Origin of the sequence: Loktanella salsilacus (assembly GCF_900114485.1) — a bacterium.
GTDB classification, from domain to species: Bacteria; Pseudomonadota; Alphaproteobacteria; order Rhodobacterales; family Rhodobacteraceae; genus Loktanella; species Loktanella salsilacus.
Window position 1 is genome coordinate 70873 of the sequence record NZ_FOTF01000014.1, and the last position, 16214, is coordinate 87086.

General features: G+C 58.6%; 17 protein-coding genes. 4 read left to right on the forward strand and 13 right to left on the reverse strand.

Features of this window, described 5'->3' with window-relative positions; all coding sequences use genetic code 11:
• Window positions 1-4 precede the first annotated feature (4 nt).
• The 7 genes from BM131_RS13260 to mutM all read right to left on the reverse strand — a co-directional run bounded on the left by BM131_RS13260 (window position 5) and on the right by mutM (window position 7067).
• Complete coding sequence (locus tag BM131_RS13260; protein WP_090190220.1) at window positions 5-625, reverse strand: LysE family translocator; 621 nt, start codon at window positions 623-625, stop codon at window positions 5-7.
• Window positions 622-1725, reverse strand: a complete 1104-nt coding sequence (gene recF, locus BM131_RS13265; RefSeq protein ID WP_090190222.1) for a DNA replication/repair protein RecF — start codon at window positions 1723-1725, stop codon at window positions 622-624. The genes BM131_RS13260 and recF overlap by 4 nt, the downstream gene beginning before the upstream one ends.
• A gap of 69 nt (window positions 1726-1794) precedes the next feature.
• Window positions 1795-2913, reverse strand: a complete 1119-nt coding sequence (gene dnaN, locus BM131_RS13270; RefSeq protein WP_090190224.1) for a DNA polymerase III subunit beta — start codon at window positions 2911-2913, stop codon at window positions 1795-1797.
• A gap of 102 nt (window positions 2914-3015) precedes the next feature.
• Window positions 3016-4380, reverse strand: coding sequence for a chromosomal replication initiator protein DnaA (gene dnaA / locus BM131_RS13275; protein WP_090190225.1), 1365 nt, complete (start codon window positions 4378-4380; stop codon window positions 3016-3018).
• 588 nt (window positions 4381-4968) lie between these two features.
• A complete protein-coding gene (rpsT, locus tag BM131_RS13280; RefSeq protein WP_090190227.1) occupies window positions 4969-5232 on the reverse strand; it encodes a 30S ribosomal protein S20 in 264 nt (87 codons plus the stop codon).
• Between the two features lie 145 nt (window positions 5233-5377).
• Window positions 5378-6154 carry an enoyl-CoA hydratase gene (locus BM131_RS13285; RefSeq protein WP_090190229.1) on the reverse strand — a complete coding sequence of 259 codons (777 nt, stop codon included), beginning with the start codon at window positions 6152-6154 and terminating at the stop codon, window positions 5378-5380.
• A 61-nt stretch (window positions 6155-6215) separates the two neighbouring features.
• Entirely contained in the window at window positions 6216-7067 is an 852-nt protein-coding gene (mutM, locus tag BM131_RS13290; RefSeq protein WP_090190231.1) for a bifunctional DNA-formamidopyrimidine glycosylase/DNA-(apurinic or apyrimidinic site) lyase, read from the reverse strand.
• 82 nt (window positions 7068-7149) lie between these two features.
• Between mutM and ubiE the strand changes: the two genes are divergently transcribed.
• Both ubiE and ubiB read left to right on the forward strand, forming a co-directional pair.
• On the forward strand, window positions 7150-7899 hold the full coding sequence (gene ubiE, locus BM131_RS13295; RefSeq protein ID WP_090190233.1) for a bifunctional demethylmenaquinone methyltransferase/2-methoxy-6-polyprenyl-1,4-benzoquinol methylase UbiE: 750 nt from the start codon (window positions 7150-7152) through the stop codon (window positions 7897-7899).
• Entirely contained in the window at window positions 7900-9429 is a 1530-nt protein-coding gene (gene ubiB / locus BM131_RS13300; protein ID WP_090190235.1) for a 2-polyprenylphenol 6-hydroxylase, read from the forward strand.
• Here the strand turns inward: ubiB and BM131_RS13305 are convergent.
• Both BM131_RS13305 and BM131_RS13310 read right to left on the reverse strand, forming a co-directional pair.
• The gene (locus tag BM131_RS13305) at window positions 9426-10100 is read right to left on the reverse strand and encodes a flagellar hook capping FlgD N-terminal domain-containing protein (protein WP_090190237.1); all 675 of its coding nucleotides are present in this window, start codon (window positions 10098-10100) and stop codon (window positions 9426-9428) included. The genes ubiB and BM131_RS13305 overlap by 4 nt on opposite strands.
• Before the next feature lie 9 nt (window positions 10101-10109).
• Window positions 10110-11786, reverse strand: a complete 1677-nt coding sequence (locus BM131_RS13310; RefSeq protein WP_175499339.1) for a flagellar hook-length control protein FliK — start codon at window positions 11784-11786, stop codon at window positions 10110-10112.
• A gap of 16 nt (window positions 11787-11802) precedes the next feature.
• Here BM131_RS13310 and BM131_RS13315 point away from each other — a divergent pair, with 16 nt between their 5' ends.
• Both BM131_RS13315 and BM131_RS13320 read left to right on the forward strand, forming a co-directional pair.
• Entirely contained in the window at window positions 11803-12096 is a 294-nt protein-coding gene (locus tag BM131_RS13315) for a rod-binding protein (RefSeq protein WP_090190240.1), read from the forward strand.
• Complete coding sequence (locus BM131_RS13320) at window positions 12089-12430, forward strand: hypothetical protein (protein ID WP_090190242.1); 342 nt, start codon at window positions 12089-12091, stop codon at window positions 12428-12430. Before BM131_RS13315 ends, BM131_RS13320 begins: the two co-directional genes overlap by 8 nt.
• Before the next feature lie 386 nt (window positions 12431-12816).
• Here the strand turns inward: BM131_RS13320 and BM131_RS13325 are convergent, their stop codons facing one another.
• From BM131_RS13325 to BM131_RS13340, 4 genes are read right to left on the reverse strand one after another with little or no spacing between them, the layout of a single operon-like run.
• On the reverse strand, window positions 12817-13599 hold the full coding sequence (locus BM131_RS13325; protein ID WP_090190243.1) for an FkbM family methyltransferase: 783 nt from the start codon (window positions 13597-13599) through the stop codon (window positions 12817-12819).
• Window positions 13596-13997, reverse strand: coding sequence for a DUF6165 family protein (locus tag BM131_RS13330; RefSeq protein WP_090190245.1), 402 nt, complete (start codon window positions 13995-13997; stop codon window positions 13596-13598). Before BM131_RS13330 ends, BM131_RS13325 begins: the two co-directional genes overlap by 4 nt.
• A complete protein-coding gene (locus BM131_RS13335) occupies window positions 13994-15352 on the reverse strand; it encodes a tetratricopeptide repeat protein (RefSeq protein WP_090190247.1) in 1359 nt (452 codons plus the stop codon). The genes BM131_RS13330 and BM131_RS13335 overlap by 4 nt, the downstream gene beginning before the upstream one ends.
• A 5-nt stretch (window positions 15353-15357) precedes the next feature.
• On the reverse strand, window positions 15358-16143 hold the full coding sequence (locus BM131_RS13340) for a hypothetical protein (protein ID WP_090190249.1): 786 nt from the start codon (window positions 16141-16143) through the stop codon (window positions 15358-15360).
• Window positions 16144-16214: the final 71 nt, after the last annotated feature.

Consider the following 16214-nt stretch of genomic DNA (forward strand, 5'->3'; position numbering starts at 1 on the left):
TGTGCTAGATCAGGGGGATGATACAGCCGACCGCGATCAGCAGCCCGCCGGCGATCTGGTTGGTGCGGCGCACGGCGGCCGGGGACCGTAAAAGCGCGCGCGCGCGACCAAAGAAATACGCCAGGATCAGGTTGCCGATCAACGGCACGATCAGCGACAAAAAGCAGATCGCAGCAATGTCGGGACGTATAAGCTTGGTCAGGTCAAAGAAGCCCGGCAGCACGCCCATGTAGAACAAGATCGCCTTGGGGTTACCGAGGATGACCGCAACGCCCGCCATGAATCCCGCCCACATACCGGGGCGCGTCAGGCGACTGTCGGACCCGATGCTGCGATCCGCGTTGCGGATAATCAGATAGCCCATGAGGATGAAGATCGCGCAGGCCACCCAGCGCAGCACCACCATGAAGTCGCCGTAGACGGACACGATCCAACTGACCCCAAGGATCGCCAGTAGCGGCCAAAGCACGTCGCCCACCACGACACCCAGCGCCAGCGGCCACGCGGCGTGAAAGCCGCCCGACAGCGTACGGGCGATCAAGGCAACCCAGACCGGGCCGGGCGTCAGGAACAGCGCGAAAAGGGCGGCAGCATAAAGCGCCATGTCAGCGGCCGTGATCGTCATAAAGCGCCCTCTACCGCCGACGCGCCATCCGCTTCGGTGACTTGTAAATATTGGCCCCGGTCACCAAGCGCTTCGAACAATTGCGCCTCTGTCCCAGTCATCCAAGCCTGCGCACCAAGGGCGCAGATTTCGTCATAAAGCGCCGCGCGGCGGGCGGCGTCTAGGTGGGCTGCGACCTCGTCGAGCAACAATATGGGCGGCTGGCCGTCCTGCGCGATTAAGGCGCGGGCATTGGCAAGGATCAGGCTGATCAGAAGGGCCTTCTGCTCTCCCGTCGAACAATCACGGGCAAGGGTGCCTTTGTCGGCAAAGACGGCATCCAGATCCGTGCGGTGCGGCCCAAGAAGCGTGCGGCCAGCGGCCAGATCGCGGGCGCGGCCAGCAGCGAACGCCTCTTTCAGCGCATCCGCGCCTTGAACGTCGTCGCCGCCCTCGATCAAGGACAAAGTCGCGGTCGGAAAGGCCGTTGCGGCGTCTTGTTGCGCCGCCATCAAGGCGGCCACAGTGGCGGCGCGATTGGCCTGCACCTGCGCGCCGGCCTCGGCCATTCGGCCTTCGAGCGCTGCATACCAATGGGCGTCGCGCACCATGTCTTTCAGCAGGCGATTACGCTCGCGCATGGCCTTATCATAGCGCAGCGCCGCCTCGGCATGGCCGGGCACAAAACTGAGTGTCGCACGGTCAAGAAACCGCCGCCGCCCTTCGGCGCCTTCGATCCAAAGCCGGTCCATCGCAGGCACAAGCCAAAGCACGCGCAGCACATTTGCCAATGCAGTCTGGGTTACGGTTTTGCCGTCTAGCTGCACGCTGCGCGATTGACCCGCCTCGGCCCCAGTTACGATCTCGTGGGTTTGTCGCCCAGCGGTCACATCCGCAAAAATGCGCCAACCCAACGCTTCTGGCCGGCGCACCAGATCTTCTGCGCCAGCGCGGCGCAACCCGCGCCCCGGCGACAACAAAGACACCGCTTCTAAAAGGTTGGTTTTGCCCGCGCCATTGGGACCAAATATCGCAATGGGCCGCGTATCAGCCGCGACCTCCGCCCGCTTATGCGAGCGGAAATGCGACAGTTGCAATCTGGTGACCCGCAAGCCCGTCATGCTGGGTCCACCCTTCTTCTGGTCAAAAATACCTCCGCCGGAGGCTCGGTTTTGCTAAAAACCGAAACTTTAAACCCGCATCGGCATGACAACATAGACCGCGGACATATCGTTGCCTTCGCGCATCAAGGTCGGATCGCCAGAGCCGTTGAACATAAAGACAGCGTTTTCGCGGTCCACCTGATTGGCAATCTCCAGCAGGTATTTCGCGTTAAAACCGATTTCCAGACGCTCATCAGAATAGGCGACGGCCAGTTCTTCTTCTGCCGCACCCGAATCAGGGGCGTTGACCGACAGGATCAGGCGGTCGTCTTCTAGCTGCAACTTAACGGCGCGGCTGCGTTCGCTGCTGACCGTGGCGACACGGTCGACGGCGCGGGCGAATTCGGCAGCGTCGACTTCCATGCGGCGTGTGTTGCCCTGTGGAATGACGCGAGTGTAATCGGGGAAGGTGCCGTCGATGACCTTTGACGTCAGGGTCAGGTTCGGCGTGGCAAAGCGCACCTTGGTTTCGGATACGGACACCGCGACCTCAAGCTCGTCATCGTCGAGCAGTTTGCGCAGCTCGCCCACTGTCTTGCGGGGCACGATCACGCCAGCCATGCCTTCGGCACCGGCGGGCAGTTCGGCGTCGATGCGGGCCAAACGGTGGCCGTCGGTCGCGACGCAGCGCAGCACTTTTCCGCTGTCACCGTCAGAGACGTGCATATAGACGCCGTTCAGGTAATACCTTGTTTCCTCAGTGGAAATCGCGAATTTCGCCTTATCGAACAAGCGGCGCAGCACCGGGGCGGGCGCGCTAAAATTGGTGGTGTAATCGGACGTCGCCATCACGGGGAAATCTTCGCGTGGCAAGGTTGCCAGCGAAAAGTTCGACCGCCCCGCTTCGATCGTGAGGCGGCCAGAGGCACCCTCTTCGGTCAAAGTCACCAAGGCACCGTCAGGCAGCTTGCGGACAATTTCGTTCAGCGTCACGGCAGAGACCGTAGTCGCGCCGGCGCGGTCGACCTTCGCATCAGCGCGGTCGACGACTTCGATATCCAAGTCGGTGGCGCGGAACTGAACGCTGTCGCCTTCAGCCTCGATCAGCACGTTAGCGAGGATCGGGATCGTGTTGCGCCGTTCCACGACTGACTGCGCCTGCGCCACGGCCTTGAGCAGGCTCGCCCGTTCGATGGAAAATTTCATAGGTCTAGCTCCGCCGTTGCACCCGTGGTCCGGGACCGCGAAGCTACTGCTTTTTGCGTCATGCTCAAGGGTTTTCCAGCGTTTTTCCGCTGGGTGTGGCTCTTACTGCTCCAATGCGCGGCGCAGGATTTCAAGATCGTCGGCGATCTGGGCGTCAGTGTTGCACAGTTCCTCGATTTTCTTGACGCCATGCATGACTGTCGTGTGGTCACGCTTGCCAAACCGGCGGCCAATATCAGGCAACGACCGACTGGTTAGCGTCTTGGACAGATACATCGCCATTTGGCGCGGCCGGGCAAAGTTGCGCACCCGCTTAGGGCCGACCATGTCGGACAGGCGGATGTTGTAATATTCGGACACCTTGCGCTGAATTTCCTCGACGCTGACCTTGCGATCATTGGCGCGCAGAATGTCGGACAGGCAGTCTTGGGCCTGTTCCAGATCGATATCGCGGCCCACAAGGCTGGCGTGTGCGAACAGGCGCACAAGGGCACCTTCTAGAACGCGAACGTTGCTAGTGATCTTATGCGCAAGGTATTCCAGCACGCCGGGCGCGATTTTCAGGCCCGGATAGATTTCCTGCTGGCGGTCCACTTTGGACTGAAGCACGCCAAGGCGCAGTTCAAAGTCGGTCGGGTGCAGATCGACGATCAGGCCACACTGCAGGCGCGAACGCATGCGGTCTTCCATGTCCTTGATTTCGCCCGGCGCGCGATCACCAGAGATGATGACCTGTTTGCGCGCATCGACCAACGCGTTGAAGGTGTGAAAGAATTCCTCTTGTGTGGAATCTTTGCCCGCCATGAACTGCACGTCATCGACCATCAGGATGTCGACAGACCGCAAAGCGTGCTTGAATTCCATCATCTTGCGTTCGCGCAGCGAGGTGATGAAGCGATACATGAAGCGTTCGGCGGACATATAAAGCACGCGCAGCTCTGGCTGGCGGCGGGCCAATTCGTTCGCGATGGCGTGCATCAGGTGAGTCTTGCCCAGACCAACGCCAGAATACAGGAACAGCGGGTTAAAGGTCACAGGGCCGCCTTCAGCAACGCGGCGGGCTGCGGCGTGGGCAAGCTCGTTCGGTTTGCCGACGACGAAATTGTCAAAGGTCAGATTCGGGTCAATCGGCAGACCCAACGGGTCAAAGTCCGCGCCAAAATCAGAGGTGGAGCTTTTGGCCGTGGTCGCAGCAACGGGAATCGGTGTTGCGGCGTCGCGTTTGGCCAGACTGACGTCAAAGTGCAGCCGTTCCACCGCACGCCCGGCGCGATTGAAGCCATAGACAATCTGGTCAGCAAAATGCTGATCGACATAGTTGCCGATGAAAGTTGTTGGGACCTCGAACCGGGCCACGCGGTCTTCGACGCCGACGAAGGACAAAGAGGCGATCCAGCTTTGGAATTTCGCCTTGCTCATGTCCTTTTCAAGTTCCGCCAGCACATGCCCCCACACGTCGTCGCTCATGGTATCCCGATCCGTTTTTCACTGCCTGCTAGACAGGCCGGCAGGCCTGCCACGTCCACATGTCCCGGGCACCACAGCCAAAGCCGCCGCAATTGCGGGGCATGACCGTACTGACATTTCTGCGTCTTTGCGCAGGACGCCGGATGACCAGCGTCTGCGCAAAAACGCAAAACCAAAGGGGGAAACAGCGCCGCCATTCGTGTGCTACGCACGGCACCCGCGAACGGTCAGGCCGACCGATTTTCCCGTGAATAATCCACGGTGTAACAGTCTGGCTGCGTTAATTACGGCGACTTATCCGGGCGGCGATCCAAGGGTCAATCCACGACCCTGTTCGCATACTGCCTGCGCCGCAATCCCATGTCCCCCCCGGAACGATGTGAATCGCATGGCTAAGTTAGCAAGGGGTTTGGGTCGTTCACAACAGAACAACGCGCTTGACTCCTATCCGGGCCATTAAGAATCTCTGACGTCTTTGAAACGTCACACAACTTTTCCACAGACTCGTCCGGACGAAAAAAAACGCGCCCCGAAGGACGCGTTTGGAACCTATGCAATCGGGCAACAGCGTGCCGATTGGCTAAGGATTTAGGCCAGTGCTTTGACGCGGCTGGACAGGCGCGACATCTTGCGCGCTGCGGTGTTTTTGTGGACGACGCCCTTGGACACGCCGCGCATCAGTTCAGGCTGAGCAGCCTTCAGAGCCGCAGCAGCAGCGGTCTGGTCACCGGAAGCGATTGCTTCTTCGACGGTGCGTAGGAATGTCCGGATGCGCGAACGGCGCATTTTGTTGACTGCAAAACGAGCTTCGTTCTGCTTTGCACGTTTTTTGGACTGTGGGGTGTTTGCCATGATTCTGGGCCTTCTTTTCTAAGTCGATACAATAATATTGCGCACCTAAAAGGCCCACCGGGTTCACTACCGGAATGATCTGCCAAAGCGGGCATCACGCGCATGTAGCGGGGCCTATAGACCGGCCCCGCCAAAAAGGAAAGCGTTACTTGTCGCGGAACTGCGCTTCGCGCTTTTCCTGAAAGGCAGCCATGCCTTCTTTTTGGTCCTGAGTCGCGAAGAGGCCATAGAAGGTACGACGTTCGTAATTCAGGCCCTCGGCCAATGTCGTCTCGAACGCGCGGTTCACGGCGTCCTTGGCGGCCATAGAGGCAAGCAGCGACTTAGCTGCGATCTTTTGCGCAGCGCTTTGCGTTTCTTCCATCAGCTTTTTCGCAGGCACGACACGGCTAACAAGGCCAGAGGACAGCGCCTCTTCGGCGTCCATGAAGCGGCCGGTCAGATTCATGTCCATCGCTTTGGATTTGCCAACATAGCGCGCAAGGCGCTGAGTGCCGCCCATCCCGGCGATGACGCCAAGGTTGATTTCGGGCTGGCCGAACTTGGCGGTGTCAGAGGCGATGATGAAATCGCACATCATCGCCAACTCGCACCCGCCGCCCAGCGCGTAGCCGGATACGGCAGCGATGATAGGCTTGCGGATCTGTTCGATCCGGCGGGATTGGTTCTGAAAATAAGCTTGCGCCGTCATATCCACGTAGGATTTGTCGGCCATTTCGGTGATGTCAGCGCCAGCGGCGAATGCCTTTTCCGATCCGGTGACAACGATGCAGCGCACCTTGTCAGAGGCGTCGGCCTCTTCCAGCGCTGTGCAAAGCTCGTTCAGCAGCATCTGGTTCAGCGCATTAAGCGCGTCAGGCCGGTTCAGGCGTATCGTGGCGACGTCGTCGGCGGTGTCGACGATTATGGTCTCATAGGCCATGCGGCCCTCCGTTCAACAGGTCAGACACCATGTGATGCGCAAAACTGCCGCCGCGATCAAGCTATCTTTGACATTGCGGGCAAAAGAAGGACGAGCGTCCTGACTGTGCGATCCGGTCAATCGTGCCAGAGCAGCCGGGGGTGACGCAGGGTTCACCTTCGCGTCCATAGACCGCGAAACCGTGCTGAAAATAGCCCAACTCACCGTCTGCCTGGCGGTAATCGCGCAAGGATGACCCGCCTGCGGCGATGGCTTCCTCTAGCACTTGGCGGATCAGGGGGACTAATTCAGCCACGCCTTTTTCTGCAATCTGTCCGGCCTTGCGGGCGGGATGAATGCCCGCGCGATACAGCACTTCGCAGACGTAAATATTGCCAAGTCCCGCGACGATGCGCTGGTCCAGCAGGGCAGATTTGATCGGTGTGTTGCGCCCTTTAAGGCGATCGATCAGGTAGGCTTCGTTGAAATCATTGGCAAAAGGCTCTGGCCCCAGATCCTTCATTAGCCAGTGTTCGGCGGCGGCCCTCGTTGGCATCAAGTCCATCGCACCAAAGCGGCGCGCATCGTTAAAGGTGATCCGCGCGCCCTGCCCCATGTGAAACACGACGTGATCATGCTTGGCAGGCGCGGGGTGGTCGTGATGAAAATCGCCCAGCATTGCGCCGGTGATCAACATGCGCCCCGACATGCCGAGGTGGATCAGCAGCGTCTCTTCGCTATCAAGATCGGCAAGGATATATTTGGACCGCCGCCGCAGGCGTTCGACCCGCGCGCCGGTCAAACGGGCGGCCATGCGGTCGGGAAAAGGCCAGCGCAGGTCAGGGCGGTTTACCTCTGCGAGCACTATTTGCTGCCCTTCCATGACGGGGGCCAGCCCGCGGCGCACTGTCTCTACCTCTGGCAATTCGGGCATTGGCTGTTCCTTCAGCGGATGCGACATTGTAGGACCGTCGCGGCACACTACATCTGGTGCGACAAGGACAGGACCGCAAGCCATGACCGAGAGCGACAAAACCACCCACTTCGGCTTTGAGACCGTGCGCGAAGAAGACAAAGCCGGACGCGTGCAGGGCGTTTTTTCGTCCGTGGCCAGTAAATACGACATTATGAACGACGTAATGTCGGGCGGTGTGCACCGGATTTGGAAAGACGCGATGATGGACTGGCTGGCCCCGCGCCCCCGTCAACGCCTGCTGGATGTGGCTGGCGGCACCGGCGATATTTCGTTCCGGTTCCTGAAGCGTGCCGGGTCTGGCCATTCGACAGTGCTGGATATTACCGAATCTATGCTGGTCGAGGGACGCAAACGCGCCGAGGCAGAAAGCATGCACGATCAGCTTGATTGGGTTGTCGGCGATGCGATGGCGCTGCCGTTCCCGGACAATACGTTTGACGTCTACACGATCAGCTTTGGCATTCGGAACGTGACCCGGCCCCAAGAAGCGCTGAACGAAGCTTTCCGTGTGCTGCGCCCCGGCGGGCGGTTGATGGTGTTGGAATTCAGCCAGCTGCCGAATCCGATGATGCAAAAGGCCTATGACGCCTATTCGTTCAACGTGATTCCCCGCATGGGTCAGATCATCGCCGGCGATCGCGACAGCTATCAGTATCTGGTCGAATCGATCCGCAACTTTCCAGATCAAGAAACATTTCTTGGCATGGTGCGCGCGGCGGGCTTTGATAATGCGAAATATCGCAACCTGACGCTGGGCGTGGCGGCCCTACATTCGGGATGGAAATTGTAAGTGCGCGGCCCCCACAATATCATCCGCCTGATCCGAACCGGCGCGACGCTGGAACGGACAGGGGCCATGAAAGTCATCATGGATGCCTTCGATGCCGGACCGCTGCTGCGCGGCGTCGTGCGCGGGATTGTTTGGCCTTTTCAGTGGCTTGGCTATAAGGGCGACCCAACCGCGCCCCCTGCCCCGCGGGCCCTAACGGCGCTGGGTCCAGCGTACATTAAGTTTGGTCAAATCCTATCCACCCGGCCCGATGTTGTCGGCGACGACTTGGCCGTCCAGCTGCGCGTGCTGCAGGATAAGCTGCCACCGTTTTCGATTGCAGAGGCGAAGGCCGAGGTGCAGCGCGAACTTGGGGTGTCCGTTGAAACGGTATTTTCCAGCTTTTCCGAACCCGTCGCGGCAGCGTCACTGGCGCAGGTGCACAAGGCCACTTTGATCGAAACAGGCGAATCGGTGGCCGTTAAGATTTTGCGCCCCGGCATTGAACGCGCCTTTGGCCGCGACATTGACGCCTTCTATTTTGCTGCCCGCATGATCGAGGTGCTATCCCCTGCGTCGCGCCGTCTGCACCCGATGGAGGTCATCACCCACTTTGAAGGTGTCGTGATGGGCGAGTTGGACTTGCGACTTGAAAGCGCGGCAGCAGCGGAGTTTCAGGCGAACACGGTCAAAGACGAGAAATTCAAGGTGCCGTCGATCCGCTGGCACCTGTCCAGCCGCCGCGTCATGACACTGGACTGGGTGGAGGGAATCGGCGCAGGCGACAATGCCGCGCTGGATGCGGCCGGGGTCGATCGCCCCGCATTGGCTGCGCGTATTTTGCAACTTTTCCTGAACCATGCCCTGCGGGACGGCTATTTTCACGGCGACATGCACCAAGGGAACCTGAAGGTCGCGCCTGACGGGACAGTCATCGCCTATGACTTTGGGATCATGGGGCGAATCGACGAATACACCCGCCGCGTTTATGCCGAGATCCTGTTTGGCTTTATCCGACGGGATTATCAGCGCGTTGCCGAGGTGCATTTTGAGGCGGGTTACGTTCCTGCACATATGAATGTTGACGATTTTGCCCGCGCCCTGCGCGCTGTTGGCGAGCCGATCTTTGGTATGGATGCCAGCCGTATCTCTATGGCGCGGTTGCTGGCCTATTTATTCGAGGTGACCGAGCGTTTTGGCATGGAAACACGCACCGAGCTGATTCATTTGCAGCGCACGATGGTTGTCGTCGAAGGTGTGGCGCGGTCGCTCGACCCTCATATGAACATTTGGCAAGTGGCCCAACCCATCGTCACGGACTACGTCAGCAAAAGCATCGGTCCCCGCGCCTTGTTGAACGATTTGCGTAAAACAGCGCTGGTTTTGGCGCGATTTGGTCCGCAACTGCCCCGGCTTGCTGAAGAAGCTTTGATCCGTTTGAACAACCCGCCCCCACCGCCACGGCCCCAACGCCGCCGCGCGCGCTTGGCGTGGATGGCACTGGGCGGCGTGATCGTCGGCGCGGCTTGGTTCATTCAAGGTCTGGTCTAGGACAGGGCTGCATCGCGCACTGCGGTAACGTCGCTTGCCGCGACGGTGCGACCGCCAGACAGGACAAGTGTATTGATACCATCCTTGATCTGAACCTCGCTGACTGTGGCGTAAACCTCTGCCGTGTTTGTGGCGACAACCTCATTAAGCGCAGAGCTGACTGTTTCGAAACGATAGTGACCGTCGGGCATTTGCCGACCATCCGCCTTAACGCCAGCCCAAACGACGGGCTGATTGTCCAAGCCGATGTCGAGGCGCTGCACTTCGGCCCCGGATTCGTTGAAAACAACAAGCTGCGCGGCGTCTGCGCCGCGTTGAACGTTCGGAACGACGCTGACGGGCGCGCCATCGAAGTAGGCAGGTACGGGGGCGCGGGCCTGCATGCCGACCCAACCCGCAAGCTGGGCCAACCCGCCGGTGCCCATTTGCCCCGCGAGCGATCGTAAAAGGTCGTTCGTCTGTACCTGCTGCTCTACCCCAGAGAAAGTGGCGAGTTGGGTTGCGTAATCCGATGAATCGACAGGATTGAGCGGGTCCTGATTCTGCATCTGTACCGTCAGCATTTTCAAAAAAGTCTCAAAATCTGAACTGATCTTGGCTCCGCTTCCGTTGTCGGCGGTGGCCACTGCTGATGACGTGGCCGCGCTGCTTGATACTGTATTGATATCCATTCGGTGCTCCTACAAGCGAAGGTCAAGGCTGCCGTCCGCCTCGCGGATCGTTTCGGCAGGTACGGCATCTGCCGCGTCAATAGTTGAAGGGTTGTCGGCCTCACCGCCTTCGGACCCCGAACGGTCCGCCGCACCGCCTGTCAGACCAAAACCGGCCTGATCCTGCCCCGCACTGAAATTAAGTGTGACGGACGTATAGCCAAGGGCCCTGAACTCTTGTTGAAGGACATCAACATGACGCCGCATGAGGTCCGCAGTTTCGGGTCGGTCGGCCACGACGGTCAGCACAATTGACTGGTCAGTCGCTTTAATTGTCATGCGGACCTTTCCCAGTTCAACCGGGTCGAGCGCCATTTCCGTGACGCGATCAGAGGTCTGCTGGACGCTGACTGCCACCTGATGTGCAACGTGCTGCGCCAGCAATGGCGTGTGTGGACGCTGTGTTGGCTGATCGGGAAATCCAGCTGCCGACAAGCTTGATGCACCTGCTGGAGCCGGAATTCCTAACCCGGCATTGTTCACGGTATCCTCGCGGGTACCGAGTGGGGGAGCCACTACAGAAGCCAAGAGATCTGGGTGAGATCGTTCTGTTTTTGACGTGAATTCAGGCGTGAAATCAGTAGCCTGGCCCCGCTTATTGGGTAAATTTACGATATCGGCCTGTTCCGGATTTTTTTCATGCGGAAGTGGCCCAGTTGGACGGAAATCAGTTTCAGCCATTACTTTAACGATCTTTTCACCAGTCCCAATGGGCGCATCTACCGCATCAGAGTCTTTAAGCACTGTTTGCCCCCCCGCGATCGGAGGAAGCCGGGTGCCGGACAAGGCGAAAGTAGACAGCACACCCGCCGGTATGGCGGTGTCTGGTGAGGGCGACGTCTGGATCTGCAAGGTTGGCGCGTTTTTGTCAGTTAATGCTTGCACTAACTTTGCGGTTTCTAATGCAGTCTGACTAACCTCACCGAGCCCGCCTTGCTGTTGAGGCAGCGAAACAGCGCCATAGTTTCCAAAGTTACGCTTAGTGTCAGGGACTTGCCTAGTGTTTTCTGGTGTTGGCACGCTACCATTTCCAGAGAGCGATAAATCGCTTCGACGCAGACCTAAACCGAAAGTTTGCTCTTCGTCTGGACTTTGATTGGTCGCAATAGAGTCGATGATGGATCGAGAACCCTGGGCACCCACACGAAGTGCAAGACCTTCAATATCTCTCTTCGCACCCTGCGCCACCGTAAGGGGAGCCTGTATCGACAACGGCATAATTGCCAACGCACCCGCAGGCAGGTCGGGCAATAATTTACTGTGTGAATCAGTTGGAGCCATGTCCGAAACCGATGCTTTGGAAACATCACTGTCGGAAATTTCTGGATTTTCTGGGTCAACTTCGACTGTCGCCTCGTCCAAAATAATATCGCCCGAATCAACGTCAACTATCGCCGTGCCGGGGTCAGATGACGGTATTTGGGTCGATTGTAGCAATCGCATATAAGTATCCGCAAAAGTGATCGCGACCCCGTCTGTTATGGTTTTACGGCCGTCGAGAGCAGCGCTAGCAGGCGCGGCGGCGGCGGTGCCGGCAGACAATACAATCGGTAACTGCATCACGAGACTTTCTGTTCTGATTTCCTCTTTTAACCTCAAGAAGGTTACGAAATTTTTTACCGCTCTCAGCGACAACGTAAAAAACATAGATCGAGAGGTCCCCATGACGCCGATTCCCGCAATGCCCGCCGCCGTGCCGCCACAAGTTCGCACGCTGCCTTTGACTTCGGACGCAAAGTTGATGGCTGCAGCACAAAAATTAGAAGCGACATTTTTATCAGAAATGTTGAAGTCAGCCGGCTTCGACGCCGCGCGCGGCGCATTCGGCGGAGGCGAAGGAGAGGACAGTTTTGCGTCATTTCTGCGCGATGCGCAGGCCGAAAATCTGGTTTCGGCTGGCGGGATTGGACTTGCCGAATCACTTTTCGACGCAATGAAAGCACGTGCCAATGCGTAACACTCCTGCAGAGGACCTCCTCGATTTGCTGGCAGACGAACGCAAATTGATACGCTCTGGCGATTTAATGGACTTGTCCGAACTGGCCGATCGCAAGGCAATTCTAGCGCAAACCGTTGCAGCAGCCACACCGCCAGGCCCAATTGCAGCCCAGCTTGATCAAGCGCTGCAACGTAATGCTAGACTGCTTTTGGCGGTCTGCGGTGGCATCCGCTCTGCTCATGCGCGACTGACGGCCTTAAACGAAGTTCGCAACGGTCTAAGCTTGTATACTGCGGCCGGCGAGCGTCAGACCGTGGCCCGTCGGTCTGATATTCTAGAGCATAAAGCTTGATCAAATTTATTCAAATTGCCTCCAATTTCGAGGCCGCCGTTAACTTGGCATTGAGAATGTAGATGCCAATAAAGGGTAGTCCGAAAACGGACGGTATCACCGCCGAAGATGCGGTCACAAACGTCAGAACGGCGTGTCATTGCCCCAATACAGGGGCGCATTCCCAAAACGTGGACCGCAAAACGCTGTCCCTAAAGGATTAAACACATGGCAACCTTCCAAGCGCCGCCATGATGGCCGCCGCCTTTAACGACCTTCTTGCGTTTAATGATGATCGGTTGGTTGGGGTTGCCGCTCATGGGTTCGTTCCTCGCGTTGACGTAACACAAGGCATGCAACGCGGGGTATGAAGGTGACCTTAAACGCGCAATGCGCGCGAATATGGTTTACAGATCATGACGCACGTAAATCTCGTCCACGCCGCAGAACTCTGTCAGATTATAACCCTTTTCCCGCATCAAAGCCGCGATCTGCGGGCCGCCGGTATTATTTTCAATCGCCCAAACATCGACACGGCATGCCGCATGGTCAAACGCCCGCAGCGCCGCCAACTCTCCGCCTTCGATATCTAGCGAGACAAAGTCGATCTGCGTCAGCCCAAGTTCGGCAAAAAGACTGTTCAGACTGCGCGTTGGCACGACAATACGGTCCTCGGCGTGGCGTGGATCAGCCCGCACGCGCGACAACAGCCCGGCGTCATATTCACCCTCCAAGCCGCTCATCTGGGTGTAACCTTGGGTGACTGCGATAAAGGACGCCTCGCCATCGCTGTCCGCAATCGCATAGGGCAGGCACGGGCTGCTGCGCCACATTTCCGCTTTGTCGCGGTTCTGTTTCACCGGCTCGACCAGCGTACCCGTCCAGCCAAGATATTTTTCAAAATACAGAGAATTTGAACCAGTTAGCCCGTCATAGGCCCCAATATCGACGAACGTGCCACCGCGCTTGCCCTGCAAAATACGCTCTACCGCCTGATCCTGCCCGGATTGAGAGACATAGGGAAAGCCGGGCACCAGCATGCCCTGCACTTCGTGCATCATCCGCACCAGCGGCCCGCGCTTGCGCGTACGCTCTATGCTCAACGCCTCCGTCAGCTCTGCGCGCAGTTCGGACAGGTCGCGGCGCGCCGCTTTGATGCGGTCGGCGGGGGCACGTTTGGCAGATGTCATCGATTTGTCTCCGGGGCGTAATAGGATTTCTCTTCGACGATAGCAGAGCCTAGCAGAAGGTTAATCCGCTTCTTGATCGCGGCGCGTTCATCGTTGGTCACGTAAACCGCCCGCGCCAACGCAATGAAGCCAGCACCAAAGTCGCCGCGCGCCTCAAAGGCGCGGATGTCATCCTCGATCACCCAAAGATCGCCGTTGATGCGGTACAGTTCGTCCCACAACTTTGCCAGCGCGTCGCTGCGCGGCAAGGCGTCATCGGCAATCGCGGTTAAAACCTGCTGCTCGTGCCGCACGTTCGCCAGTTTGGCCGCGTCGCTGATGTGCTCGGTCTTCAGGCGCAGGATCGTCAGTTTGTCGATCAACTCTCCTGGCGCGGTTGGAACAAGGATATCCTTCATGCTTTCGCCTCCGACAGGGTCTGCAGGGCATCGGTCACATCCGCCATTACGCCGGACCAATACAGCGGGCGATGCTGCCGAAACAGGCGCATCTGGGGATACCACGGGGTCGATGCACCGTGGTGGGTATAGACCCAGAACGCATCCCAATGCAGGATACACCAAACCGGAACGCCCAGCGATCCGGCGATATGGGCCGTTGCGGTGTCCGACGTAATAACCAAATCACAGGCCTGCATCATGGCTGCCGTATCGGCAAAGTCGCGCTCTGTGCTGCCCGTATCCAGTATAAAACCGTCCGATCCGTCCGCGTAATAGGCCTTTAGTTCAGGCCCCTTATATAGAGAAAACACCTGCACGCCGGGTATGTCGGTCAGCGGCAGGAAATCGCGGTGGTTGAACGACCGAAATCCGTTGCCGCGATAGGTCACCGATCCGGTCCAGACCACGCCAACCTTCAGCTTATCCGTAAAAGGGGCCACCAGCCCCTGCGCCCGCGCGCGCGCGTCATCCGGCACGGACAGAACGGTGGGTGCGGGCACCGCGCCGCCTTGCTGAAAATACAGCGCTGCGAGGTCCATCATATTGACCCAATAATCGACCTTGGTATCCGCCCGCAGCCCGTCAATCACCGCGTCGACACCAGGCAGGTTCGCAAACAGACGCCGTAGCGGCGATTTCACTGCCATAACGACACGGCAATCATGTCCCTGCAACACGCTCAGGAACCGCGCGAACAGCACCGCGTCGCCAAAGCCTTGCTCTGGCAGCACCGCAATCACTTTGCCGGACAGGCTTTGCCCCTGCCATTCAGGAAACGGCAGATCACGCGGCTTTAACTCTCCGGCCCGCCAGCGCGCCTTGTAATTCTCTAGCCCCTGCGCGTAATCGCCATGCCCCAGCTGGGCAAAGGCAAGCTGCATCCGCAGTTCCGCGTCATCCGGAAACCGCGCCAGCGCGTCAGTGGCAAAACTAATAGCGCCGGCGTAATCGCCCTGACCGCGCAAACAGCGCACGACCATCTGCAACTGCCCCAGATCATCCGGCGTCTGCGCCAATATCTGGCGGCGCAGGGCCAAAGACTCGGCATATTGACCGATATCGGACATCACATTGGCCGCATTGTTCATCGTGATGGTCCCGCCCGGGTCCAGCGCCAAGGCCCGCTGATGCGCACGCAGCGCCATCAGATGTCGCCCGGTCTTGCGGTGCAGCACGCCAAGATTGGACCAGACCCCGCCATCGCCCGGCACCTGCGCCAGATAGCGGGCATAGCCTGCCATCGCGACATCAAGCTGCCCATTGCGATGCGCCTGCTGGGCGTCCGCCTTTAGCTTGGCATAGTCTTCAACCATCGTAATCAGTCTTGCCGCGTGCGTTTAATCGGCTGCACCAGCTTCGCCGGACGGCGGGCCTCGGCGGCTTCGAACAGGGAAAACGTCTGGTTCACATAGTTCACGGCGCCGCTGATCAGGTCCATGTAGTCAGTCAGCTCTTCGGTCACTTCGACCTCTGACACCACGACGGACCGATCCGCAGGCGCAACCTCGAAGGTGCAGTAAAACAGGGGATCGCCGCGGTTCACCTTGAGCGGTTTTTCGATATCCGCCCACTCAAACGCCCACATCAGCGGGCGCGGCCAGACGTTGATCGGGAACCGCCCGCCAAAGATCGTACCCGGCAGCGGCACCTTTGCATAATGCAAGAACGGCGCAACTTGGCTCATGTAAACCGGCTCGTCCGCGATAAAGACGTATGGCAATTCCAGCTGGATCGTCGGCACACCGGGATAGCGCCATTCATGCTCTGCCGTGATATGCAGCTTTTCGCGCAGCTTATTGGCGCGAATACCTGACATATCGCCGTTCAAATTGCGCAGCGCTGGCTTGCCGTCCTTGTCGCGCACAAACGCAAGGTTCAGATCGAACGGGCAGCGCACCATGAAATAGCGGCTTTCCATATTGATCACCGCCGGACACCGGCTCGCGCTTTTGGCGTGCGTCTTGTTCATATCAGCAGAGCGCACACGCTCTGGCGGGAAATAAACGATGCCTGCTTTGCGCTGGTTCAGAAACCAACCGACCTGCACCGGGCCTTTACCGGGCTCCGTGCCTTGCGTGTTTTCGAAATTGACCGATAGCCGCATTGATCTGCCCTTCGTCGTCCGGTTGCCATTTATGCCTGCGCACTGTCCGGATTGAACTGTTGGTGGTCAAT